This window comes from Streptomyces sp. enrichment culture, assembly GCF_964272855.1.
GTDB lineage: Bacteria > Actinomycetota > Actinomycetes > Streptomycetales > Streptomycetaceae > Streptomyces.
The window spans coordinates 925655-947856 of the sequence record NZ_OZ186847.1; the positions used below are offsets into that span (position 1 = coordinate 925655).

Genomic DNA, 22202 nt, shown 5'->3' on the forward strand with positions numbered 1-22202 from the left:
CATCGCCGGGTCGGCGAGGGACCCATGCAGTTCTGCTCGGTCAAACCAGTATGGATGATGGGTCATTGGTGCCTCTCCAGCCGCCGCGGAAGTTCGCCCACGAGTCCTAGTCCGGCGGCTGCTTCGAGATCGGCGCAGCCCGACAGGGCCAAGGCATCCTCCAGTTCGTCCCGCAGAAGGTCGAGGACCTTGCCGACGCCGTCCTCTCCGCCGAGAGCGAGTCCCCACAGCACCGGGCGCCCGATCAAGGCGGCGGTCGCACCGCTTGCGAGTGCTTTGAGCACGTCGACGCCCGACCGGAAGCCTCCGTCGACCCACACTTCGCATGCCTCGCTGACGGCCTCCCTGACTGCGGGAAGCACGGAGAACCCCGGCACGGCTCCGTCCAACTGGCGTCCGCCGTGATTGGAGACGACGACGGCATGCGCCCCGAGGGACTCGGCGAGTACCGCGTCGCGGGGATCGAGGACTCCTTTGACCACGATGGGCAGATCCGTGTGGCTGCGGAGCCACTCCAGGCAGGACCAGTCGAAGGCGGGGTCGAAGGACTGGCGCGTATGGGAAGCCACCGCCGACCGACCCGGCACCTGGTGCTGAGCCGCGAGCATGTCAGCGTCGGAGAGATGGACGGCGCCGACGTCCTCGGGCAGTGCGAAGGCGTTGCGGACGTCACGCAGGCGCCTGCCCATACGGGGGACGTCGACCGTCACCATCAGCGCGGCGCAGCCAGCGGCCTTGGCTCGGTCCACCAGCTCTGTGAGGAGCCCCCGGTCGCGCAGCCAGTACAGCTGGAGCCACAGCGTGCCGGCGCCCTCGGCGATTCGCTCAACAGGGACGCTGCTCAGCATGGGCACGACGAAGGGGACTCCCGCCGCCCTCGCCGCCCGGCCGACGGCGACTTCCCCCTCGGGGTGAACAAGCCGCTGATACGCCATGGGCGCGACTACGAGAGGAAGCGCGACTGGCGCGCCCAGAAGCCGGGTGCCCATGTTCGGTTGCGCCGATGCTTGAAGGACCCTTGGCACCAGGAAGACGGAGTCCAGGACGGAGTGGTTGGCCCGCAGCGATCCTTCCTGACCACTGCCGCCCTCGATGAAGTCCCAGACGGGGCGTGGAACGCGCTGCTCGGCAGCCCTCGCCACATCGTGGAGGTCGTACAGCGCTTCGAGATCAGTGCTCACGGACGGTGCCTCCGCCACCGGACGCTGGAGCCGTCATGTCCTGCTCGACCGCCTCGTAGAGCGCCTTGATGTTGCCGCTTCCGAACGTCTCGGCGCCAAGCCGCTCGATGAGTTCCAGGAAGAAGGTGCCACGCGGGTGTGTGGACCGGGTGAATATCTGGAACAACTGTCCGGCGTGGTCACTGTCGGCGAGCAGCCCCAGATCCCGCAGTTCAGCGACGTCGTACTTGCGGAGACTCAGCCGCTTGGGGAGGTTTTCGTAATAAGTGTCCGGGCTGCTGAGGAAGACGACGCCCGCGGCCCGCAGCGTCCGTACGGAGTCGACCACGTCACGGCAGGAGAACGCGATGTGCTGAACGCCTGCGCCACCGTGGTCACGGATGAACTTGTCGATCTGCCCGGGCTCCCGGGTGGTGTCGGGCTCGATGATGGTGAGCGTGACATCGCCCGCGGCGTTCTGCACCACCTGCGAGAGCATCGACTGACGTCCGACGATAATTTGCTCTTCGAAGATCTTCCGAAAACCCAAAGCCTGTTCGTAGTAGGCGATGGTGGCGTCCAGATGCCCCGTCGGCACACACACAGCGAAGTGGTCCACCGCCAACAGGCCCACGCCCTCGTGCGGCCGGTCCTGAGCCGAGGCGATGATTCCCGGCGCGATGTGCTTCCGGTCCGCGACGGGAAGCCACTGCAGGAAGGTGTGCCGGACGTTGCCGAAGGCCCGGATCGTTGCCGTGACGCACCCGGAGACGGAGTCCTCCACGGGCTCCTGCAACGCTCCCGCACCCGCGGCCACGGCCTCCTGGAATGCGGCGCGGGCGTCGTCACATGCCAGCCAGATCACCGCCGGTGCGTCACCGTGCGTGTCGGTATACGCATGAGCGGCATGTTCGGGAGTGAGGGCCTGTGTGTAGACGAAGGTTATGTCGCCCTGCCGTACGGCCACCGACCGGTGGTCGTCGGCGACATTGCGGCCGCACACCCGGAAGCCGTAGACCTCCACCATCTCCGCGGCGCGTGCTTCGGCGTCGGACACATAGAATTCCACATGGTGCAGCGTCGCACGATGCGCGTATTGCATTGATTGCCCACCTTCACATGGTCCCAGTGGTCGGTTGTCGGAGCCGCCTCACCCTGTGGTCGCCGGTCCGGCCCACCTCTCGTCGGCTGACACAGCCTTGGAAATGCGCCTGCAGACATCGAGAACGTGTTCGACCCAGGCTTCGGGCCGGTCCTCCGAGTAGTCGCGCATGGTCTCGATAGCCCAGTACTCGTCGCTGCTGAGCAGCGTCGGCTCCACTTCTTGGAATCGCCGTGCATGCCATTTCGGGTTGCGGGAATAGTCCCCTGCGGCGGTCAGAAGCGCGTCGACGACGTAGGTGAAGGCGATCCGGGCGGCCAGTACAGCGCTCCGGTGGTCCCCTGACCGCAGCATGCCCACGGCGTCCTCAATGGCTTCCCCTGCCAGCCTGGCAGCACGTCCTACCATGATCGCCTGGAACGCCGACTGCTCCACCCGCTCCCGGTGCTCTTGCCACCAGTCGGCACCGTGCAGCGGCACCGCGTACAAGAGCCTTTCGAGGAAGTCGCGTTCAGGAACGGTCACCGGACCGGCGGACGCACCGTGCCTCCGGTATTCATCCCAGCCAACTCGGGCGAGCAGCGCTTCGACCTGCTCCGACAGCCAATATTCGAGGTCCCAGGCCCGCTCCGCGACCTTGGTCGTCTCCAGCGCTATGGGGTGCCGGCCGTTCGTCCCCTTCACGAAGTCAGCGGTGTCGCTCGCCCAGGGACGGTCGGAAATCACGTACAGGTCGTAGTCGCTACCGGCGTTCCCCCAGCCCCGGATGATGGATCCCGTGACATAGACGCAGTCGTACGTCTCGGGAAGCAGTCCGCGTTGCTTCAGGACGCCGATGTCCGGGAAGTGCTCATCAGACGTCATGTTCCGCTGGTCCCTCCATAGGCTCCGGCCGCGCTGTGAGTTCGGCGATCCGGCTGTTCAGGTAGTCGGCGACAAGAATCCGGCCGCGCTGGCCAAATGCCGCGTACTTCGGCACGCGCAGTTCGGGTACCGCTGCGGGAATGGCCTCGATGTCGAGCACCGGCCCTACCGACCAAAGCCGTTCCCCATCGCGCGTCGCGGCCGTCAAGCGACACGCGTCCGTGTCCACGATCAGGAGCGCCCCGCTGCCGTCAGGCATGGGCATGGCAAATCGCGGATAGAGCAGCGGACGGTGGTCCCCCGTGCCGGTGAGAGCGGTGCCGGCGATCTGGTACCGCAGGTTTCCGTCAGCGTCGAACTCGACGACGCGGTCGTTCGCGGAGTCGGCGACGACGATTCCGCCGTCGGCCAGCAGACATGCCTGATGCGGGTCGGACAGCCGCTCCTCCCCAGCACCCCACTGGCGAAGCACCGTGTCGTCCTCGCCGACCAACAGGACCCGTTCGAGGTCGGAGTCGACGATCAGCAGAACACCGCCCGGAAGCAGTTCCGCGTAGTGCGGGTCCATCAGACGGACAGGTAGGCCGTCGGACGACACCTTGTCGATCTCGCGTGTGACCTGGCCCAAGTCGTCGAGGACGAGGACTCGTCCGTTGAGGCCATCGGACAGAGCGATCCGGCCGTCCTCCCCCTGCCGGGCCGAACGGGGCAGGTTCAGCCCCATTCCTTCGCCGAAGGCCCACCGCTCGGCACCCGAGGGATCGATGGACGCTACTCTGTCGGCATAGGTGTCGCACACCAATAGGTCGTCCGATGCCCGCAGCGGCTGGACCGTGCGCGGGAAGGAAAGCGTGTGGCGTGGAAGGGTCCTCGGCCCGTATTCCCAGCGCACCTCGCCCTCTGTCGAGCGCACGACGAGTCGGCGGTGGACAGTCTCCGTGACCAGCAGGTCCCCGTCAGGCAGCTGGCGCACGTAGGACGGCCCCGCGGTCAAGCCGCGGCCGATGCCCGGCAGGTCACGCACCCAGCGACCGTCGGTATCGAACTCGGCGAGCCGACTGCCGCGCCAGTCCGCGACGATGGTCCGGCCGTCCTGGAGCCGGCAGGCGGAGTACGGTGCCCCGACCCGGCCGTGACGCAGCCCCGGACGCCGCCACTGACCGAAGATCCGAACGCGCCGCCCGTACTCGTCCAGCTCGATCGCGCAACAGGTGAGCGCGTCGGACATGAGGATGTTGCCCGACGGCAACAACTGCACGTCCGAGGGTTCGATGAAACTGTCTTCGCTCGGTTTCAGATGACGCAGCAGCCTCCCGTCGAGCGTGAGCAGGAGTATCCCGTCGTCCCCGGCGAGGAGCAGCCGGTCATCCAGCACCGAGCCGCAGTTGAATGCCCGGGTGACCGGAAGCGGCCGGTGCAGGGTCCGGCGGCCGGAGCGGTCGGCCCAGTACAGATCGGTCCCTTGACAGAAGAGGACACTCTCGGTGTCAATCCGGTGGGCGAAGTTCATCCGCGGCGGAGCGCTCAGGCTCCATACCGTCTCCCCTTCGGCAGACACTTCGATCAGCTGGTTCTCGGGGAGCCTGCGGTCTACGATCAGATACGTCCCGTCCGCCGTGCGCTGGCCGAGGAACGGGAACGCTAGGGGTGACGCGTCGCTGTCCGCGGGGTGCTCGACACCCCATTGCCGGACCAGCCGGTATTGGTCGAGAGACTCCCGTTTCACGATGCCTCTCGCAGCAGGGCCACGGCCGACTCGACGTCGTCGACGAGACTGATCCGCCCGCCGAGACGCCGCCCCTCTCCGAGCGCGCTGAGCAACGCCCAGGCCGGCAGCTTCGTCGTCCAGTGCTCCTTGCCGACCAGGATGATAGGCCTGATCGGGCCGTCGGTGTAATAGCTCGGCATCGCGGCCTCGAATATCTCCTGGACAGTGCCCGCCGCACCGGGCAGGAAGACCAGGCCGGCGTTGGCCAGCCCCAGCACGCCGAAGTCTTCCAGGGTACGGGTGAGGAACTTGGCCATGACGGTGGTGAACGCGTTGGCGGGGTCCTCGCCGTAGACGTTGGTCCAGGGCGCCACGCCCAGGGAGGCGGTGCTGTGCGCGCCGGCCGGGTGCAGGTCCCGCACCTCGAAGGCGGACCGCGCCCAGTCAGTGACCGAGGGCTCCACGTCAGGGATGGCGGCCAGGCGGCCGAGTGCGCTGTCCAGCACGTGGTCGTCTGCGTCGGCGAGGTAGGCACCGAGGTTGGCGGCCTCCATGGCGCCGGGGCCGCCTTCCGTCCCGACGACGAAGCCGTGCCTGGCCAGCGTACGGCCAAGACGCGCCGCCGCGGCGAACCCATCGGTGCCGCGATTGAGCGAGTGTCCGCCCATGATGCCCACGATCCGCTTGCCCGCCACGTACCTGTGCAGGGCGGCCGTCATCGCGCTGTCGTGCAGACCCTTGAGGATGCCGTCGTGGACACCCACTGTGTCCGCGACCTTGTGCGCCCACTCCCGAACACGCGCGTCCGGGGTCTGCTCGTACGGCATCCCTTCGATGCCCTGCAGGAGTTCGGCCGAGGTGTAGAGGTCGAGCCGGTACGGATTGAAAGGCAGCTCGGGGGCGGAGGACAACACCAGAGCGCCTGCCTTGCGCAACTCGCTCTCGGCTTGCGAATCCATCGGGCATCCGAGGAAGGCAGTCCGATGGTGCGGCCGCCCGGCAAGCTGCAGGAGAACCTCCGTACGCCCGGTCAGATCCACTTCGTGGACACGTGCTTCGTCCTCCCTGTCCGACGCGGCCCAATGGTCGAATGCGTCGAGGGACGTGATGGTGGGCATACCGAAGACTCCTCACATCAAAGGGCATGAAGACGCGCGCGAAGTTGGGTCGACACGCCGCGGGTAACCGGTCTGTGGAGCGGGAGAAGACCGCGTTGCTATGCGAGGCCGCTCAGGAAGCGTCGAACAGAGCGCTCACGGACTCACCGTTGTGGATACGGCGCATGGCCTCGGCGAGGGCAGGGGCGACGGACAGGACCCGCAGCTTGCCGGTGACCTGTTCCGCGGGGATGGGAACCGTGTTGGTGCAGACGATTTCCAGTACGTCTCCCTGCTCCGACAGCCGCTTCAGGGCACCGGCCGCGAAGAGACCATGGGTGCAAGCGACCCGGATGGACCGCGGGCCCAGTTCCCGCAGCTTTCCGAGGAGTTCCAGCACTGTGCTGCCCTTGGCGATCTCATCGTCCAGGACGATGACGTCCTGGCCGGCGATGTCACCGATCACATGGCTGATGCTGACCCGGTCGTCGGGGAAGCGCTGCTTGGCGCCGGCGGCCACCTTGGCTCCCAGCAATCGCGCGAAGGCGGCCGCTTCCTTGGCATTGCCCAGGTCCGGGGAGACCACGGTGGTCCTCGACAGGTCGTACTGCCGGAAGTGCGAGGCCAGTTCCCGCAGAGCGTGCAGATGGTCGACCGGCACCGAGAAGAATCCGTGTACCTGGGGCGAGTGCAGGGTCATCGCGAGGACCCGGTTGGCACCCGCCGAAGTCAGCAGATCGGCAACGAGACGGCCACCGATAGAGATACGCGGAGCATCCTTCTTGTCGGAACGGGCATAGGCATAGTGAGGCATGACGACCGTGATGCGGCCAGCGGACGCACCCCGAGCCGCGTCGCACATGAGGAGGAGTTCGAAGAGGTGCTCCTGCACCGGCGCGACGAGCGGCTGGATCAGGAAGACGTCCCGCTCTCGGCAGTTGGCCTGTAGCTGTACCTCAAGGCAGTCGTTGGCGAAGCGACTCACCGAGACCGGGCTCTGAGTGACTTCGAGGTGAGCACATACCTCTGCCGTGAGCTCGGGGTGGGCACTCCCACCGAATACAACGATGTCCTTCACCAACGGCTCCCTGAGAAGATCACTTGGGTCAGATCATGCTGACACAGAGACGATCATCTGGCCACGCTCCGCATGCCTTTTGACCATCCGTTTGTCCACGGACGTCAACTTGCCTGTGCTGCACGCCGCTTGAGCACATGCCCGGTGACCTGGTCTTTTCTGCGCAAGCAGCGCCAGGCCGATTCATGGACGACGCACGGAACTGTGGCCACGCTCACGCGTCGACCACTCGACGGTTCGTCCGAGGCGCCGGAGTCGTGTCCGTTCAGCGGGATATCCCGCCTCCTGTCCTGACTTCATCAGGATTCTCGCGGGAAGCTCGGGGCCTTGTGCTCAGTACCCGGGCCGGTCGCCCGTCGCGCGGTACGGAAGGCGGTCAATTGGCGCGACTGGGCGTGCCGGTCATTCCCGCCGAAATCCTTCCCGGCAGCGACGCCAAGTTGATGGCACACACGTCCGAGGGGTGAGGAGAGCACTCCACCAAGTGCGTCGACGTACACTCGTCCACTCGCATGAAGCGGAACGCTTGCGCCTGCCATCCGGCTGACTGAGAATGTGGGTTCGAGCCCGAGTCGGAGTACTTGGGACGCGTTCCGGCCAGATGTGCTATCGGGTCATTGGCGTGTACCTGCAAAGGGGCCGAGAAGGCACATGGTCTCCACGTCTGGTTGGCCATCGGGATGTGCTTACTGCCGCGCTCCGCGGACTCCACACGTGTAGGCCCCATAGCAAGCTCGCGTGGATCGCCGCACCGGCCCGAACGGCGCATCGCGCGGGGCGTTCGGCCGCCGTCACCGCTGCGCCGGCGTAGTGCCTCGGGCTCGGCCCACATCGCCTAGAAAGAGATCCACAGGTGTCCCAAGACAGCTTGTCCGATGCCTCCGTCACCCGGTCCGGGGGACTGTCCGGCGGCCTTCCCGTGCTGATCGTGGTGTTCGACAAGGGAGCCGCCACAGCGGCGGACCTGGCGGTCGGCCTCGGCGATGTCGCACGCCTGGTATTTGCGGTGCCACAGTCGGACTTCACTGAAGCCCTGCTGCCCACGCTCGGCGAGCTGGGCATCGTAGTGGAGCTGTCGGAGGACGAGGAACGCGACGCCGAGGCGCTCAGGGCGCTCTCGCCGTCCGGCATCGTGACGTTCTCCGAGTCCCGGCTGCGGATCACCGCAGCGATCGCCCAGCGGCTGGGACTGCCCTTCCATTCACCGTCGACCGCGCTGGCATTGACGGACAAACACAAACAGCGTTCCGTACTGAACACCGCGGGCGTTAGCCCAGTACGCACCGCTCTCGTGCGCGAACCACGGGACTGGAAGGACGCATGGGCCACCGTGGGGCTTCCGGCCGTGGTCAAGCCGGTGCGCGGTGAGGGCAGCAGAAACACATTCTTCGTGCGGTCCACCGACGACGCCGCGCGCATCCAGAACGAGATGACGGTTGCCGGAGAGCTGGTCGTTCCGCTCGTGGTCGAGGAGTTCCTGCGCGGACGGCCATCGACACCCTACGGCGACTACGTGTCCGTGGAAAGCGTGTCGGTGCCCCAAGGGGTGACGCACATCGCCGTGACCGGAAAGTTCCCCCTGGAGCACCCCTTCCGCGAGCGCGGACAGTTCTGGCCCTCCGCGCTCACACCGGAGGAGGAGGCCACGGTCCGTCAGCTGACCGACAAGGCGCTGATGGCGCTGGGTGTCGAACGGGGTATCACCCACACCGAGATCAAACTCACGCCCGACGGTCCTCGCGTCATCGAGGTGAACGGCCGACTGGGCGGTAACGTCCAGGACCTTTCGGTGCGGGCGGGCGCGGGGAATCCGGTGAGGGCCGGCGGGCTGCTGGCACTGAACGCGCCGGCCGGCCTGGCGCAAGCCCGACCAGATCGGGTGTGCTTCCAATACATCTATCTCGCACCGGCCGAGCCCTGTCGAATGACGGCTGCCCGGGGCCTCGCCGAAGTGCGGAGGGTGCCCGGCGTGGTCCGCTACCTCGCGCATGTGCGACCGGGAGACGTCTTGCCCGGCGGCATTGGTACCCAGCGCCTGGCCGATCTCCAGGGCGAAGCGCCGGACCACAAAGCGATGTTCGAGGTACTGGACACGGCGCTCGCCTTGCTGGAGTACGACTTCCAGAAGCAGGACGGCTCGGCCTTCACTCTGCGCCGCTCACTGCCGGGCTCAGGAGCGTGAGACGACCAGACCTTGCCGGTCGAACCGGAAGGACCGTACCTGCGGCATACAGATGACGGCGAGACAGGGGAGAGCCAGCACGGCGGCGGCCAGGCTCAGGGTCGCCTCGGCACCGATCCAGGTGGAGAGCGGACCTGAGACAGCCATACCGAAAGGCAGCGCTGCCATGCTCAGCATGAGGTCGTAGGAGTTGACGCGCCCCATTACCTCCATGGGGAACGATTGACTCACGACCGCCGTCCACACCTCGTTAAGAACGGCAAGGCCCAGACTGCTGAGCCCGCAGCACACAACGACAACGGCTAGAGGCAGCCCGTGCCCCAGGCTCAGCAGCGGCAGCGCGCCTGGAAGCAGCGCGGCGTTGGCGACGACCAGCGGCCTCCGCGGTGCCCACGTCAGCGATATGAGGCAGCCCGCGACCGCGCCGACGCCGAGCCCGGCGGACATCACCCCCCACGCCTTCGCCCCACCGAACTCCGACCCGCTCAGTACCGGAGCAATGACTAGGAACGCGGAGAAGCCCATGTTCCAGCAGGCGTGCGCGATGATGTTCATCACGAACCAGCCGCGGCCACGCACCTCCACCCAGCCAGCCCGCAAATCTGCGACGAAATCCTGGCGTTTCCCAGGCGCCACCTTGGCCGTGTAGAGAACGAGAATGCTTGCGGCGAGCAGGAAACTGAGGCCGTCCACCAGGTAAACAAGGGGGACCCCGACGTACGCGAGCAGCACGCCGCCGATCGCCGGCCCCACGACGTCCGCGATGCTTCGGGTAAGACTGTTCAGCGAACTAGCGGGCTGGATCTGGGACGCTGGAACACTTTCTCGGAGCATCGCCGTCAATGCCGGCTGGGAAAAGGCGAAACCAGCACCGAGAACCGCCGCCGCCAGGACCAGGTGCCACATTCGGCAGTGACCAGTCCAAAGGAGAAGGGCTACCAGCAGTTGGACAGTGGCGCCGAGAAGGAATGTGGCAAGCGCGACCAGACGCCGGGGAAGACGGTCCGACCACACTCCCCCCACGAGCACTAGCACTAGCCGTACCAGGGCTCTCACCGCTAGAACCATACCCACCTGGCTGACCGAGCCGCCGACTTCAAGGACAGCGAAGGGCACGGCGACGGAGGCCACGGCATCGCCCGCAGTGGACAGTGACTGAGCTGCCCAGAGCAGCCGGAAATCACGCTGCCGTATAGCACCGGTGGCGCGCTCAAACCTGGACACGAGTGAATACCCCTCAATTCATGTCTATGCCCGGCGCAAACCAAGCGACAAAGGACTCTGCTCACAGTTCGCGCAGGGAGGAGATTTCGGGCAAGCGGCCTTCGCCGGAGATCGTCACGGATCAGGGACTCCTGCAGCCGTCATGTCTTACTTCGCTCGTCTCGACCGCCGGAAGGCTCGTTGTCCGAGTCGGCATTTGCCCGTACTGTTCATACAGTCAACATGATCACACGCGAGCGCGGCAATCCAGGCGGCGGGCGGCGAACTTTTTACCACGCAGACGCCGCGCCCACGAGTCAAGACCGCGTTCGTCCAGAATCGCCTCCGGTGCGGCCAGGCCTGCGCTACATGCAACCTGGTCCCCCGAGCGGCATCTGCAGAGCCGGAGTCATTTTGTCCTCAACGACGAACACCGTCGAAGCCTGGCTGTCCGCGCGCCTTCCCGCGCACCTGGCGCAGCGCCGTGGTCCTGCCGTTCCGGTGCACGAGCGTCCATGGGCCAGCGTCTACCGTGTGCCCGTGGACGACGGATGGCTGTGGTTGAAATGCACCACAGGCCTGGCGCGCCACGAGGCCTCACTCGTGGCCTTCCTGCGCGACCGCTTGGGTCCGGTCGTCCCCGAGGTGGTTGTCCACGACGAGGCCGATGGGTGGTTCGTGACCCGAGGTGCGCTGACGCTACCGAGTGTGGACGGAGACCCCGACCGGGCCCGGCACCTCTGGGAAGCGGTTCTCGAACAGTACGGCGCGATGCAGCGCGAGATCGCGAAGAACACCGACGAGCTGATCGGCCTGGGTGTGCCGGATTTGCGTCCCGAGCGGCTGATGAGCCATCTCGACATACTCCTCGACAGGCCTGGCATGAACAGCCGCACAGAGCTGCTCCACCGGATCGCCGCCATGCGGCCGCAGCTCGAAGAGTGGTGCGCTCGACTGCGCGACACCGGCGTGCCCGCCAGCATCCAGCACGATGATCTGCATCTGGGCAATGTATTGCGCGAGTCCGGCGGAGCCGCCTTCGTGATCATCGACTGGGCCGACGCCGTCGTGACTCATCCTTTCGGGAGCCTGCTGTACCCCTTGTACGCCGCCCGTCGCAGAGGTGACACCCCGGCCCAGGTAAAACGCCTCGTGGATGCCTATCTGTCCGGCCTGGGGCAGCCGGCGCGCAGCGCGGAAACCGATGCGACGATCACCGCGGCGCTGCGGTTGGCCAGCATCCCTCGGGCCCTGATGTGGCAGTCCTTGGCCGACATCACCGCCCCAACGGCGCTGACGGACTACTACGGCTCGGGCGCACCGCGCTGGCTGGGCCGCATGGCTGACGGTACCTGGGCACTGACAGGCACTGAAGAACACTCGTGAACAGGAACAGCGCATGACGAACGCAGCATTCGCGCGGACAACCCTGGAGACGATATGGAAGGAGGTGCTGGGCGACGCCTACGCGTCGGGAACGCACGACGTGTCCTTCTTCGAATTCGGAGGCAGCTCGATCCAGCTGCTGGAACTGTCACGACGCATCATGGCGGCCTTTGGCGTGAAGTTCCCGCTGCGGCAGCTCTTCGAGTTCTCCACCATCGAGCAGCAGGTGTCCTTGGTCGAGGAGTTGCGCGGGGCGGGTGCCGAGGAGGTACCGCCGCCGGCGCGGGCCGACGCTCGCCCGACTGCTCATTGTGACCGGGCACTCGTTCCGCAGCAAACGGTGAAGTTGAGACGGCTCAAGGCGTCCAGCGGCGGGCGGCGTGTGTTCGCGGCTCTGCGCGTGGACGGGCCCTTCGATCCGCACCGCCTGTTCGACGCGTTCCGAGCCGTGGTGACGTCCCGCGACGCCCTGTGCGGCACCTTCGCCTGGCGGGATGGGGAACCCGTCTGGCGCCCTGTGCCCGCAAAGGACATGCGCTTGGAAGCACCGCACGTCGAAGCGGTGAGCGACGAACACGAGGCCCTCGCCTACCTCGCCAGACAGGCGGAACGTGAACTGGCGCCATGGGAAGGACAACTGGCCCGCCTCTCCGTCGCACGCGTGGACGAGACCACTCACTATGTCCTGATGGTGGTGTCCCACTTGGCGGTGGACGGCTGGTCGTTGGGCATTCTCCTGGACCAACTGGCCCAGGAGTACAGCGGTGCAGCAGTAGATGTGGCGGACCTGCCGTCCTTCTACGACTGGGCCGAGCACTACAACAACCAGATCGCTAAGCACGGTGGCATGGTCGGTGTCGTACAGGACTGGCGGGAATACCTGGGGCCTCCCCCGTATCAGCGAGGGGCACCGATGCCTCCGGCGGTGCCCGGTGCCGAGCAGGGCTGCACCAAGGCATACGTCCGGCTCGATGCCGCCACGACTCAACTCCTCCGTCGTGCGGCGGCTCGCCACGATGCGACGGTGTTCAGCCTTCTGGTGGCCGCGCTGCACCGGCAGGAGTCCGATGGCTCCCGCCACGACCTGCAGTACTCCACCGCGACAAGTGTGCGGCACGAGCTGGGGTCCGAACGTATCGCCGGGCTCCTGTCGGACGCTCGGGTCCTCGTGCGCTGCGTATCCGCTCCGGACACCCCCGCGGCCGCTGCCCTCGTGGAGACCGAGCGATCACGGCGGCAGGCTCTCGGCCTGCTCGCGCCGCCGTACCGGACATTGCGTGCCCACATGGGGGAGGACGTACTCGACGAGAGCACCACGCCGTACGTAGCGCTCAACCCGGCATGGCTGAGTACGCCCCGCAAACTGGGGTCCGCGATCGCGACGCCGGCCTCTTTGACAGCTCCTGAGGACTACCCGAAGTACGTGCAGTACTGGTGGACCGACGAGGGAGAGCAGCTCGTTTGCACCTTGCGCGTGCCGTCCGACCGCTTCACCCCCGACCAGGCGGACGCGTTGCTGAGGCGCACGGTGGACTCGACGCTCGCGTTCGCCCGCGCCTGCGACACCTGACGGGAAAGGGCTGCCGGTGAGGAGGCCGCTGAAACGCGGTCTCCTCACCCCCATGCCCATCAACCCCTGACAACCTGAAAATCAAGCCGGGGCAGACGCTCCGTCACGTTACGGGTGTCGATCACGAGCGGCGCTCCCTCGACGAGCTGCTCCCAGTCAATGTCCGAATGGTCGACCAGGATCAGCACCGCGTCGTACTCCGCGGCCAGCCGGGTGCTCAAGGTTTTCGACTTGACGGCATCGGGGCCGACCGCATTTTCAGGCAACTGCGGCACGTGGGGGTCGTGGTAGTCGACCGTGGCACCCTCCTGACCGAGTAGCCGCATGATCTCCAGCGAAGGGCTCTCCCTGATGTCGTCCACGTCCCGCTTGTAGGCGACCCCGGCCACCAGCAGCTGGGCGCCCGTCAACTGCTTGTCATGCGCCAGCAAGGCCTCGGCCGTGCGCTGGACCACGTAACCAGGCATGCCTGAGTTGATCCGGCCGGCCAGCGATACGAACCGTGCCTCCATGCCGACCTGCCTGGCGTTCCAGGCCAGGTAGTACGGGTCCACGGGAATGCAATGGCCGCCGACCCCGGGCCCTGGGAAGAACGGGAGGAAGCCGAAGGGCTTGGTACTGGCAGCGCTGATCACCTCCCAGACGTCCAGTCCCATGCTGTCGCACATCATCTTCAGCTCGTTAACCAAGCCGATGTTGACCCACCGAAAGGTGTTCTCGAAGAGCTTGCTCACCTCGGCCGCACGGATGGACGAGACCAGTCGCACGCTTTCGAAGACCTGGGAGTACAGCGCACGGACCGCTTCCTGGCAGTCCGGCCCGTGGCCGCTGACGAGACGCGGTATGGATTCGAGGGAGAACTGCCGATTGCCGGGGTCGATGCGCTCCGGGGCGTAGCCGAGCAGGAAGTCCCGTCCGGCCACCAGGCCGCTCGCTTCGAGCAGCGGGCGCAGTACGTCCTCGGTCGTGCCGGCGAAAGTGGTCGACTCCAGCACCACCAGGCTACCCGGCTTCAGCCTGGGGGCGATCGCCTGCGCGGCTGCCCGCACATGACTCAGGTCAGGCTCCGGATCGGCCGTGTCACGCCGTACCGGCGTCGGTACGCACACGAGGACGCAGTCGAGGGTGGACACCACGTCGAAGTCGGTCGCCGCGCTCAGTCGCTGCGCCCTGACCTGTTCCGCCACTGCTTCACCGGGGACGTGCTCCAGATGGCTCTCCCCGCGGTTGATCTTCGCAACGCGCTCGGACTCGATGTCGATTCCGATGACGCGGAACCCTGCCTCGGCGAACGCCACGGCGTTCGACAGGCCCACGTATCCAAGACCGACGACACCGATGACGGCCGTGCGGTGTGTGATGGCAGAGATCAGCGCCTTTCCCTGGGTCTCGGTGATCATTTCACGGCTCCCTGTGCATCGCGCATGGCACGGATCAGCGAAGCCACACCGGTTTCCAAGTCGACCGCCGGCCGGTAGCCGAGCAGCCGTCGGGCCTTGTCGATGTCGGGTGACCGGTCCACCACGTCGGGGGTGTCGTCACCGAGGAGGCGCACGGAGGAACGCGATCCGCTCAACTCAATGATCAGCTCCGCGAGTTCGCGAATGGTCAGCGCCGCGGAATCATTACCGAGGTTGAAGGTCTCGCCGAGTGCGGCGTCCATGGCCAGGCATCGGTTGATTCCGTCGACGAAGTCGGTGACATGACACCAGGATCTGCGCTGCTTGCCGTCGCCGGTGACCGTGATCTCCTCGTCGCGAAGGGCCCTGCTGACAAATGTGGTCATCGCGTTCCCCAGCGAACGATGTGGCCCGTAGACGTTGAAAGGCCGAACAATGGTCGTGGGGACTCCGCGCTCCGCCCGGTACGCCATGGCCAGGAACTCCGCGGCGACCTTGCTCGCCGCGTAGCTCCAGCGCAGCGAGTCGGTGTCGAGACGCAGGGAGGCCGTTTCCGGCGTGGCGTTCGCCTGCCGGCCGTAGACCTCACTGGTGCTCAGCACCACCACGCGTCTCAAGTCACGTTGACGGGACGCGAAGTCGAGGCACAGCTGCGTACCCCGGATATTGACGTCGAGGGTGAGCAGGCTCTCCCGCGCCACGCGCTGCACCCCGAGTACGGCTGCGGCATGCACGATGTGGGTGTAGTCGTCAGAGAGCTGTGCGAACGTCTCCGGTTCGGTGGCGTCACCGCACGCGCATGTGACCTTTGGATCGTCAAGCAGTCCCAGTGCCTGAGCGGTGGAGCCCGTGGGCGTGCCGAAGTCTAGAAGTGTGACGGAATTTCCGGCCTCCACCAGGCTTTTGGCCAGCGTGGCACCCACGAATCCCAATCCGCCCGTGATCAGGACACGTCCGTCTGTTATGCGGTTCAGAATGCTTGTGTTCCCCTCGTACTGGTGTGGATCGCCGACGTGACTCTGCGGTGCGCCGGGACCTGTCATGTCGGTCATCGGCCTGTGTCCACCGCGCGCTCGACGCGATGGCGCACCATCTCGCGGACTTCCCTCGTACGCAGGTGGCGCAGCCGTCGCAGATAATCGTTCTGCTCGATCGGCTCACCTTGCCGCTGCTGGATCTGTGCGGTGTAGCAGAGGAATTTGCAGCACAGGAACAGCAGGGCCTCTGGGAAGACATCCGTGTCCGGCCGTGGACCACCCGCCGCGACATAAGCGCGCAGCAACGCAGCGACCAGGTCGAGGTCGATGACGTTGTCGGCCGGAGTGGAGAACTCCATGACGACCAAGGCTAGGTCGAGCAGTGACGATCCCAGGTAGGCGTCGTCGAAGTCAATAAACCCCACGAGATTGCAGTGCTCGTCGACCACGGTGTTCGCGAAGTACAGGTCGCCGTGCACCACTTGCCGCTCGGTGGGCGGTGTGAACAGCGGTGAGACCTCGGACCAGACGTCACCGACTTCGGCGGCCACTTCTGCGTCCTCGGCCTCAAGCCGCTTCAGCACATCGTCCATCAGGCCACCGCAGAGCTGCTCCTCGGCGTTGTCCTTGCGTCCGTCCGGTACGAAGCCGTTCAGCAGCAGGCGCATTCGGGCGTACGCCGAACCAACCTGGGTGACGATGTCGTGAGCGAGTTCGTCCTGGGTCAGGGTACGTCCAGGCAGGTAGGTCAGCACCGTGAAGAGCCGTCCTGCCAGTTCCCCCACCCGTTCCCCGTTGCGCGCGCACACATACCGGGGGACGGGGAACCCGGCGTCCCCGAGGTGACGCAGCACGGACAGTTCGAGGTCGATCTCCTCGCGCCGACGATCTGCTGCGTAGAGGCGCAACAGGTATGTGCCCCCGTCCGTGTCCAGGCGGTAGTTGGAGTTGACCATGCCCTCGCCACACTCGTGGAACTCCCGGACGTGGCCGAGACCGTAGGTGGACGCCACCGAGTTCACCTCGGCGGCCCCCACGATGGCCAGGCGGTTCAGTCTTGTGACCATGGGCCTTCTTCTGTTGGTGAATGAACTGGGCATACATGTCACCCGCGAGGGGCTGTCGGCGCTTCCACAGCGAGAAAGTGCGCAGGCGCTCCCGACCAGCTTCGTTTGAATTCCTGGAGACTTTGCCGATGCGAATAACCCAGGTCCATCCGGCGGTCTCCGAGGTCCCCGAACTGGCTGAGCGCCGCGTGCATCAGCACGTAGTTCGGCGCGACGGCGGCGGCGTCGGGCCGCCAGCCGTTGAAGAGATACGCGACCTGACCCGCGAAGCGGATGAAGCCGCTGACCGCCAGCACTTCACCGTCCAGACGACAGGCGAGCAGCCATCCGAAGTCCTGTCCGTCGGCAGCCAGCGACGCGAGCAGGGGCAGGGGTGTCCGATAGGCGGCACCCACACGTGCCTGGGTCTCCCAGATGAGCTCAGCCGCCCGGTCCAGTTCCGCTTCGGTCAACGGTCCTGCGGTCAGTCCGACACGCAGCCCCTTCGCCACGGCACGCCGGGCCCGGACTCGGTAGCTCGGGAGCCGCTGGCCGGCGTCCGCCACCACGGGAACCAGGTGTGTCGCGCGGACCTCGGCGCCGGACACCGCGCCAGCCGGAGTTCCGGGACCAGTCACCAGGCGCCTGCACGGTTTACCGAAAGCCTGCTCGACGGCCGCGATCGTGCGGACCTGGTCCGAGCAGGAGAGCGGCGAGCCGCTGGCGTCGAACACCCCGCCGTAGCCGAGGTGTCCACAGCAAAAACCGTCCCCGGCGAGCTGTCCGCCCTCCATGAGGGGCACATATCGAGGTGTGTGGTCGTCCACACGCAGGACGCGGAACGTACCGCCGAACGCGCGGGCGACCATCGAGCCCCAGCGACAGGTCTGGTAGGGACCGACGCCTGGCACCCCCGTGGCGGTCTCGTCCCAGTCGGCGGTCACGTCGGTCAGCCGCACCCGCCCGCGGCTAGGCACCCGGACTCCACAGCGTCAGCAGGGTCAGCGCCAGCACCTGGCAGTAGTCGGTGAGCTCTTCTCGCGTCACGTACTCGTCGGAGCTGTGGGCGCGGGTCAGACTACCGGGGCCGTAGACGATCGTGGGAATGCCGGCGCTCTCAAGCAGGCGCGCGTCGCAGGCGCTCGGGAAATCACCGCGTGCCAGTGGGACCCCACAGCTGCGGCCGCTGTTCAGAACGGTGTCACACCAGCGGGCGTCGTCGTGGGAGCTGCCGGGGAACGACAGTCCATAGGACTCCAGCACCGGGGGCCTGCGCACGCCGGTCAGCCGGGAAAGCCGCGCCGCGAGCCGGTCCGTGACCTCATCGGCCGTGATCGTGGGCGGAAGAGCCAGCGTCACCTGGACCTCGCATGTCTCCGCCGGTACCGCGGCGTCGCTACCGCCGGTGATCATCCCGTACATGACGTGACGCGTGCGGCTGGTAGATCCCGCCCGACCGGCGATCCAGTCGTCTAGCTCCTCCAGCTCGCGAATCACATCCGCGAGCACACGATGGGCGTTGTCGTACGCGGCGGCGAAGGCCATGTGGACCGGATCGCCGAAGCAGCGCACCGAGAACTGGTGAAAGCCGTAGGTCCGGTCGCACACGAGCCCGCCGGTGGGTTCGGCTATGAGGCCGACGTCGAAGCGGCGGTCGGACTCGGTCAGCAATGCGGCGAGGGTGCCGTTGCCTCCGATCTCCTCGTCGAGCACCAGGTGCAGGGTGGCGGCTCCTCGGGCCTCGGAGAGATGAGGGACCAGAGTCGTCAGAACCTGCACGTAGGCGGCGACACCACCGAGCATGTCGCAGGCGCCGCGTCCGATGATCCTGCCGTCCCGGTCGGCACCGGACTGCCATAGGCCGGGCTCGGCCCAGTCATGCGGCGCGGTCACGAAGTCCACGTCGACATGGCCGTTGAGCAGAACGTGCGGCCCTCCTGGGCCGAAGACGCGTTCAGCCGTGAGAAACCAGCGCTCACGGTCGGGATAGTCCGCGAACTCGGTTCCGAGGGACGGTACGTCGACGTACTCCGCGGACGACTCGATCTCCTTCGCTGTGTGGCTGTGCAGCCGTACCGAGAAGCCGGCGGCCTCAAGCCGGGTACGCAGCAGATCGAGTGCGGCACGCTGTCCCTCGGATCCGTAGACCGGGTGGCAACGGATCAGGTCTCCCAGAAGACCGGTCAGCTCCTCCTCACGGTCTTTCAGCGCGGTCAGCACGGCCTTGTTGACCACGTCACCGGATCGCATCGGATGGTCCCTCCTCGATCACCCGGCGGCACCAGCGCGCCACGGCGAAGACGTTCTCTCTTTGTGTGTAGTCCCGCTCGGCTATCTCCAGGGTGATCGCCTTCACGTGTGGCATGGCGGCCATGGAACGGAGCGCCGACACGTACACCGGCTCGGGGACGTCCGCTTGCCAGGGGAGGACGCCCTCGGCGCAGACCCGGCCCCGGCTCGCGTCTGCGAATCCGGAGAAGGCGCTGAAGTGGAAGTGCCGCAGCGCCGGCCCGAGTTCCTCGAAGTCGTCGAAAGACGGCAGTCCGACGTCCGGGTACCAGGACCGTGGCTCCAGAGATCCGGCAGCGATCCGCCGGGTCATTTCAACGGTGTAACTGTAGTGGCAGAAGTCCCAGGTTATACCGACGTTACCGCCCACGAGATCCGTGTAGTCGGCGGGCACCAGCAGCAGGGGGTCGAGGTCTGTTCCGTCGTTCCCCGTCAGGGGCATGTTCTCCAGCCCGATCCACGGGCCGGCGCCGGTGAGCCGCTCGCGCAGGTTCGCCACTCGCTCGGCGAGGAGTGCCCGTTCCGCCGCGAGGTCGCGGCGCTGCCACTCGGCGACGGTCCGCCACCGGTTCGAGTGCAGCACGATGCCGTCCAGCCCGAGTTCACCGGCGCGTTCAATGGTCTCGTCGAGCCGTGCGCGCACCCACGGGTCGCCGATCCAGTCACAGTCGTTCACGGGGAAGTGGAAAGTGAACGACGGTGGGCGGTCGTCACGGGCGATACGGCCGACCGTCCGCCACACCTGACGCCACGTCGCCTCGTCTTCGAGGTCGGCGCGGTCGAACAGGGATGCCTCTGTGCCCAGCCCGTCCTCGGTCCAGCGCGGGTCGTACTGCTCTGCCCGCGAGGCGAGGAAGGGAATGGACAGCACCGTGCTCACCTGGGCGCCTTCCGCGCCAGGTCGCGCACGGTGTCGATCACCTGCTGCTGTTCGCCCTCCCCGAGGCCGAAGTACATGGGGAGGCTGAACGTGCCACGCATCACGTCGTCGCAGACGGGGAACCACCGGTCTCGGACCGTGGGCAAACCGGAGAAGGCCGGGAAGCGGTGCAGGGGCGTGTAGTGAACCTGGAGGCGGATACCCGCGGCAAGGAAGAAGTCGTACACCGCAGCCTTGGTCATGCCGAGGCGGTCCACGTTGAACTCGACCGGGAACAAGTGCAGGGCGGACAGCTCGTGCGGGTCGTCCGGGATACTGCGGATCGCGGTTGATGCCGACAGCTCGGCGCGGTAGCGCCGGGCCATCGTGCGGCGGCGTGCGAGGCTTTCCGGGAGTCGGCGTAGTTGCACCAGGCCGATCGCGGCATGGATGTCGGAAAGCCGCAAGTTCAGACCCGGCTCATAAATCTCATAGGACCAAGGCTCGACGGCCTCGGCGCCAGCGGTGTGCGGGCGCCGCATGTTGTGATTGCGGAAGGCCCTCAGCTTGTCGGCCAGTACATCGTCACGCAAGGTCAGTGCACCACCCTCGGCAGCCGCCACGGGCTTGGTCGGGTGGAAGCTGAAGGCGGCGGCCGTGCTCCCGGGATGCCCGCCCACCGGACGTCCACCCGGCTCGTAGTGGGCGCCGGCGGCATGGCAGGCGTCCTCCGCAAGCACCGCGCCGAACCGGTCGGCGACCGAGCGCAGGGCAGTCAGGTCGGCGGGCAGCCCCGCGAAGTGGACTGGAAAGACGACGATCTGGTCGTATCGGGCGCCGATGCCGTGCAGCAGCTCCTCCAGCGACTCCGGCGCCATGTTGAGCGTGGCACGGTCGATGTCGGTGAACGCCACGTCATAGCCGAGCAGTCGGGCACTGGCGGGTACGGCGGCGAAGTTGAGCGTGGACGTGACCACCAGGCCGTTTCCGGCCGGCTTGCGGAGCATGGCCAGCAAGGCGTGGATCGCCGCGGTTCCGCTGGAGAAGCAGACAGCGTGCGGAGCGTCCATGGACTCTGCCAGCGCCTGCTCGAAGGCGGCCAGGGACACCCCGTTCGTCCACATGCCCGATTCGATGACCCGGGTCACTACGTCGCGTTCCTCGGCCGTCCAGAACGGTCGGCTGTAAGGAATGGGGCCGGAAGATGTTGTCATCATCGGTCTCCGTCGGGCTGTTCCGGCCTTGCGCTGCCGACCCGGCTCTCCAGGTACCGGGTCCGGCCGTGCAGCAGCCCGGACTGGCGCCACCAGGCGTCGGTGCCGGAATCACCGACCAGGTTCTCGTCGCGGCCCGCATACGCGGCGGGCAGGCTTCCGAAGTGCCGCAGCAGCGTCCAGCGGTCGAGGGACGTCTCCTCACCGGCCGGCCATGCCCTGGCCAGCGGGGGGAACAGTTCCTCGCGGCGGATCGCACGGCCCGGGTGGGCCGACCGGATCTCCTGAGCCAGTTCGCGGATGCGATCGCGCACATTTGGGCCGGTCCGCTCGCGCAGCGCGGCGGCCAGGCCTTCCGGCCCGAGACAGATGCCGCCGTCGCGTAGGACGTCGACGGGCTCGTCGGCCGTATGGAAGAAGACCTCTATGCGGTTGGTGCTGCCCAGGTGCGATCGGAGTTCCCAGCCCTGCCGGTCCCCCGGGTCGGCCTCACCCTTGGCGTCGGCCATGAGGACGGAGCAAGGGACCGGAACCTCGCACCGGTCCGTGCGAAACAAGGCGAGGATGGCGGGTGACGCCTCGTAGAGCAGGTCGAACATTTTGAGCAGCTCGCCAGTGGCGGCGTTGAGTTGATAACGCCACACCTCCCGGACGACCGACTTCGTCATGGCCACGGGAACAGCGAAGAACGGTTCCGTTCCGAGACGCGCGTAGAAGTCGAGGATGGTGTCCACGTTGCCGGCCGCGATGGCATCCGGGCGGAATATTCCCAGTCCGACGGTCTGCAGCGCCGCCGCCAGCTTCTCGTCATCCAGGTCCAGACCGGTGGCCGTCTCGTACAGGACCTCCCGGAACTGAGGCTCCCACGCGTAGAGCTGCGCCTTGTCGAGCCGGCTGGTCAGGTTTCCCCACGAGAAACGAATGACGGGATCCCTCTCCAGGAGGCGTTCCGCGTCGGTTCGTGTCATGTCCGTCATCTTTCTTTTCGAGCAGGGCTGAGCCGTGCGAGGGCTCTGGCGAACGCAGATCCTCGGATGCCGTCCCCCTTGGGTACTGGGCGCGGCGGT

General features: G+C 66.7%; 18 protein-coding genes. 3 read left to right on the forward strand and 15 right to left on the reverse strand.

The window, feature by feature from the left end; all coding sequences use genetic code 11:
* Positions 1–62: 62 nt before the first annotated feature.
* The 6 genes from ACSU6L_RS03960 to ACSU6L_RS03985 all read right to left on the reverse strand — a co-directional run bounded on the left by ACSU6L_RS03960 (position 63) and on the right by ACSU6L_RS03985 (position 7009).
* Positions 63–1199, reverse strand: a complete 1137-nt coding sequence (locus tag ACSU6L_RS03960; RefSeq protein WP_437053558.1) for an alpha-hydroxy acid oxidase — start codon at positions 1197–1199, stop codon at positions 63–65.
* Positions 1171–2262: a 4-hydroxyphenylpyruvate dioxygenase gene (gene hppD, locus ACSU6L_RS03965; RefSeq protein WP_437053560.1), complete on the reverse strand. Its 1092-nt coding sequence runs from the start codon at positions 2260–2262 to the stop codon at positions 1171–1173. The genes ACSU6L_RS03960 and hppD overlap by 29 nt, the downstream gene beginning before the upstream one ends.
* Positions 2263–2310: 48 nt before the next feature.
* On the reverse strand, positions 2311–3126 hold the full coding sequence (locus ACSU6L_RS03970) for a hypothetical protein (protein ID WP_437053562.1): 816 nt from the start codon (positions 3124–3126) through the stop codon (positions 2311–2313).
* Positions 3116–4852, reverse strand: coding sequence for an NHL repeat-containing protein (locus ACSU6L_RS03975; protein WP_437053564.1), 1737 nt, complete (start codon positions 4850–4852; stop codon positions 3116–3118). Before ACSU6L_RS03975 ends, ACSU6L_RS03970 begins: the two co-directional genes overlap by 11 nt.
* On the reverse strand, positions 4849–5952 hold the full coding sequence (locus ACSU6L_RS03980) for an LOG family protein (RefSeq protein WP_437053566.1): 1104 nt from the start codon (positions 5950–5952) through the stop codon (positions 4849–4851). The genes ACSU6L_RS03975 and ACSU6L_RS03980 overlap by 4 nt, the downstream gene beginning before the upstream one ends.
* Positions 5953–6064: 112 nt before the next feature.
* Entirely contained in the window at positions 6065–7009 is a 945-nt protein-coding gene (locus ACSU6L_RS03985; RefSeq protein ID WP_437053568.1) for a ribose-phosphate diphosphokinase, read from the reverse strand.
* Positions 7010–7862: 853 nt separating this feature from the next.
* Between ACSU6L_RS03985 and ACSU6L_RS03990 the strand changes: the two genes are divergently transcribed.
* Positions 7863–9191, forward strand: coding sequence for an ATP-grasp domain-containing protein (locus tag ACSU6L_RS03990; protein WP_437053570.1), 1329 nt, complete (start codon positions 7863–7865; stop codon positions 9189–9191).
* Here the strand turns inward: ACSU6L_RS03990 and ACSU6L_RS03995 are convergent.
* Positions 9180–10415, reverse strand: coding sequence for an MFS transporter (locus ACSU6L_RS03995; RefSeq protein WP_437053572.1), 1236 nt, complete (start codon positions 10413–10415; stop codon positions 9180–9182). The two genes, ACSU6L_RS03990 and ACSU6L_RS03995, sit on opposite strands and share 12 nt — an antisense overlap.
* A gap of 519 nt (positions 10416–10934) precedes the next feature.
* Between ACSU6L_RS03995 and ACSU6L_RS04000 the strand changes: the two genes are divergently transcribed.
* Both ACSU6L_RS04000 and ACSU6L_RS04005 read left to right on the forward strand, forming a co-directional pair.
* Positions 10935–11780 (forward strand): aminoglycoside phosphotransferase family protein, encoded by an 846-nt coding sequence (locus tag ACSU6L_RS04000; RefSeq protein ID WP_437053574.1) that lies wholly within the window; start codon positions 10935–10937, stop codon positions 11778–11780.
* Positions 11781–11793: 13 nt separating this feature from the next.
* Positions 11794–13350 carry a condensation domain-containing protein gene (locus ACSU6L_RS04005; protein ID WP_437053576.1) on the forward strand — a complete coding sequence of 519 codons (1557 nt, stop codon included), beginning with the start codon at positions 11794–11796 and terminating at the stop codon, positions 13348–13350.
* Positions 13351–13409: 59 nt separating this feature from the next.
* On the opposite strand, the gene ACSU6L_RS04010 is transcribed toward ACSU6L_RS04005, so the two are convergent.
* Genes ACSU6L_RS04010 through ACSU6L_RS04045 form a run of 8 tightly spaced genes read right to left on the reverse strand, consistent with a single transcriptional unit; the run spans position 13410 to position 22103 of the window.
* Positions 13410–14750 carry a nucleotide sugar dehydrogenase gene (locus ACSU6L_RS04010; protein WP_437053578.1) on the reverse strand — a complete coding sequence of 447 codons (1341 nt, stop codon included), beginning with the start codon at positions 14748–14750 and terminating at the stop codon, positions 13410–13412.
* On the reverse strand, positions 14747–15802 hold the full coding sequence (locus ACSU6L_RS04015; RefSeq protein WP_437053580.1) for an NAD-dependent epimerase/dehydratase family protein: 1056 nt from the start codon (positions 15800–15802) through the stop codon (positions 14747–14749). Before ACSU6L_RS04015 ends, ACSU6L_RS04010 begins: the two co-directional genes overlap by 4 nt.
* Entirely contained in the window at positions 15799–16794 is a 996-nt protein-coding gene (locus ACSU6L_RS04020; RefSeq protein WP_437053582.1) for a phosphotransferase, read from the reverse strand. The genes ACSU6L_RS04015 and ACSU6L_RS04020 overlap by 4 nt, the downstream gene beginning before the upstream one ends.
* 38 nt (positions 16795–16832) lie before the next feature.
* Positions 16833–17732, reverse strand: a complete 900-nt coding sequence (locus ACSU6L_RS04025; RefSeq protein ID WP_437053584.1) for a GNAT family N-acetyltransferase — start codon at positions 17730–17732, stop codon at positions 16833–16835.
* Between the two features lie 10 nt (positions 17733–17742).
* Positions 17743–19023 (reverse strand): M20 family metallopeptidase, encoded by a 1281-nt coding sequence (locus ACSU6L_RS04030; protein WP_437053586.1) that lies wholly within the window; start codon positions 19021–19023, stop codon positions 17743–17745.
* Positions 19010–19942, reverse strand: coding sequence for a TIM barrel protein (locus tag ACSU6L_RS04035; RefSeq protein ID WP_437053588.1), 933 nt, complete (start codon positions 19940–19942; stop codon positions 19010–19012). The genes ACSU6L_RS04030 and ACSU6L_RS04035 overlap by 14 nt, the downstream gene beginning before the upstream one ends.
* Positions 19939–21138, reverse strand: coding sequence for a DegT/DnrJ/EryC1/StrS family aminotransferase (locus ACSU6L_RS04040; RefSeq protein ID WP_437053590.1), 1200 nt, complete (start codon positions 21136–21138; stop codon positions 19939–19941). The genes ACSU6L_RS04035 and ACSU6L_RS04040 overlap by 4 nt, the downstream gene beginning before the upstream one ends.
* Positions 21135–22103, reverse strand: a complete 969-nt coding sequence (locus ACSU6L_RS04045; protein ID WP_437053592.1) for a hypothetical protein — start codon at positions 22101–22103, stop codon at positions 21135–21137. The genes ACSU6L_RS04040 and ACSU6L_RS04045 overlap by 4 nt, the downstream gene beginning before the upstream one ends.
* Positions 22104–22202 lie beyond the last annotated feature (99 nt).

Bases quoted from the DNA above. Each gene is read 5' to 3' on its own strand.
- hppD (WP_437053560.1), bottom strand. From the start codon at position 2,262: ATGCAATACGCGCATCGTGCGACGCTGCACCATGTGGAATTCTATGTG.
- ACSU6L_RS03970 (WP_437053562.1), bottom strand. From the start codon at position 3,126: ATGACGTCTGATGAGCACTTCCCGGACATCGGCGTCCTGAAGCAACGC.
- ACSU6L_RS03980 (WP_437053566.1), bottom strand. From the start codon at position 5,952: ATGCCCACCATCACGTCCCTCGACGCATTCGACCATTGGGCCGCGTCG.
- ACSU6L_RS04005 (WP_437053576.1), top strand. From the start codon at position 11,794: ATGACGAACGCAGCATTCGCGCGGACAACCCTGGAGACGATATGGAAG.
- ACSU6L_RS04010 (WP_437053578.1), bottom strand. From the start codon at position 14,750: ATGATCACCGAGACCCAGGGAAAGGCGCTGATCTCTGCCATCACACAC.
- ACSU6L_RS04015 (WP_437053580.1), bottom strand. From the start codon at position 15,802: ATGACCGACATGACAGGTCCCGGCGCACCGCAGAGTCACGTCGGCGAT.
- ACSU6L_RS04020 (WP_437053582.1), bottom strand. From the start codon at position 16,794: ATGGTCACAAGACTGAACCGCCTGGCCATCGTGGGGGCCGCCGAGGTG.
- ACSU6L_RS04030 (WP_437053586.1), bottom strand. From the start codon at position 19,023: ATGCGATCCGGTGACGTGGTCAACAAGGCCGTGCTGACCGCGCTGAAA.
- ACSU6L_RS04040 (WP_437053590.1), bottom strand. From the start codon at position 21,138: ATGATGACAACATCTTCCGGCCCCATTCCTTACAGCCGACCGTTCTGG.
- ACSU6L_RS04045 (WP_437053592.1), bottom strand. From the start codon at position 22,103: ATGACACGAACCGACGCGGAACGCCTCCTGGAGAGGGATCCCGTCATT.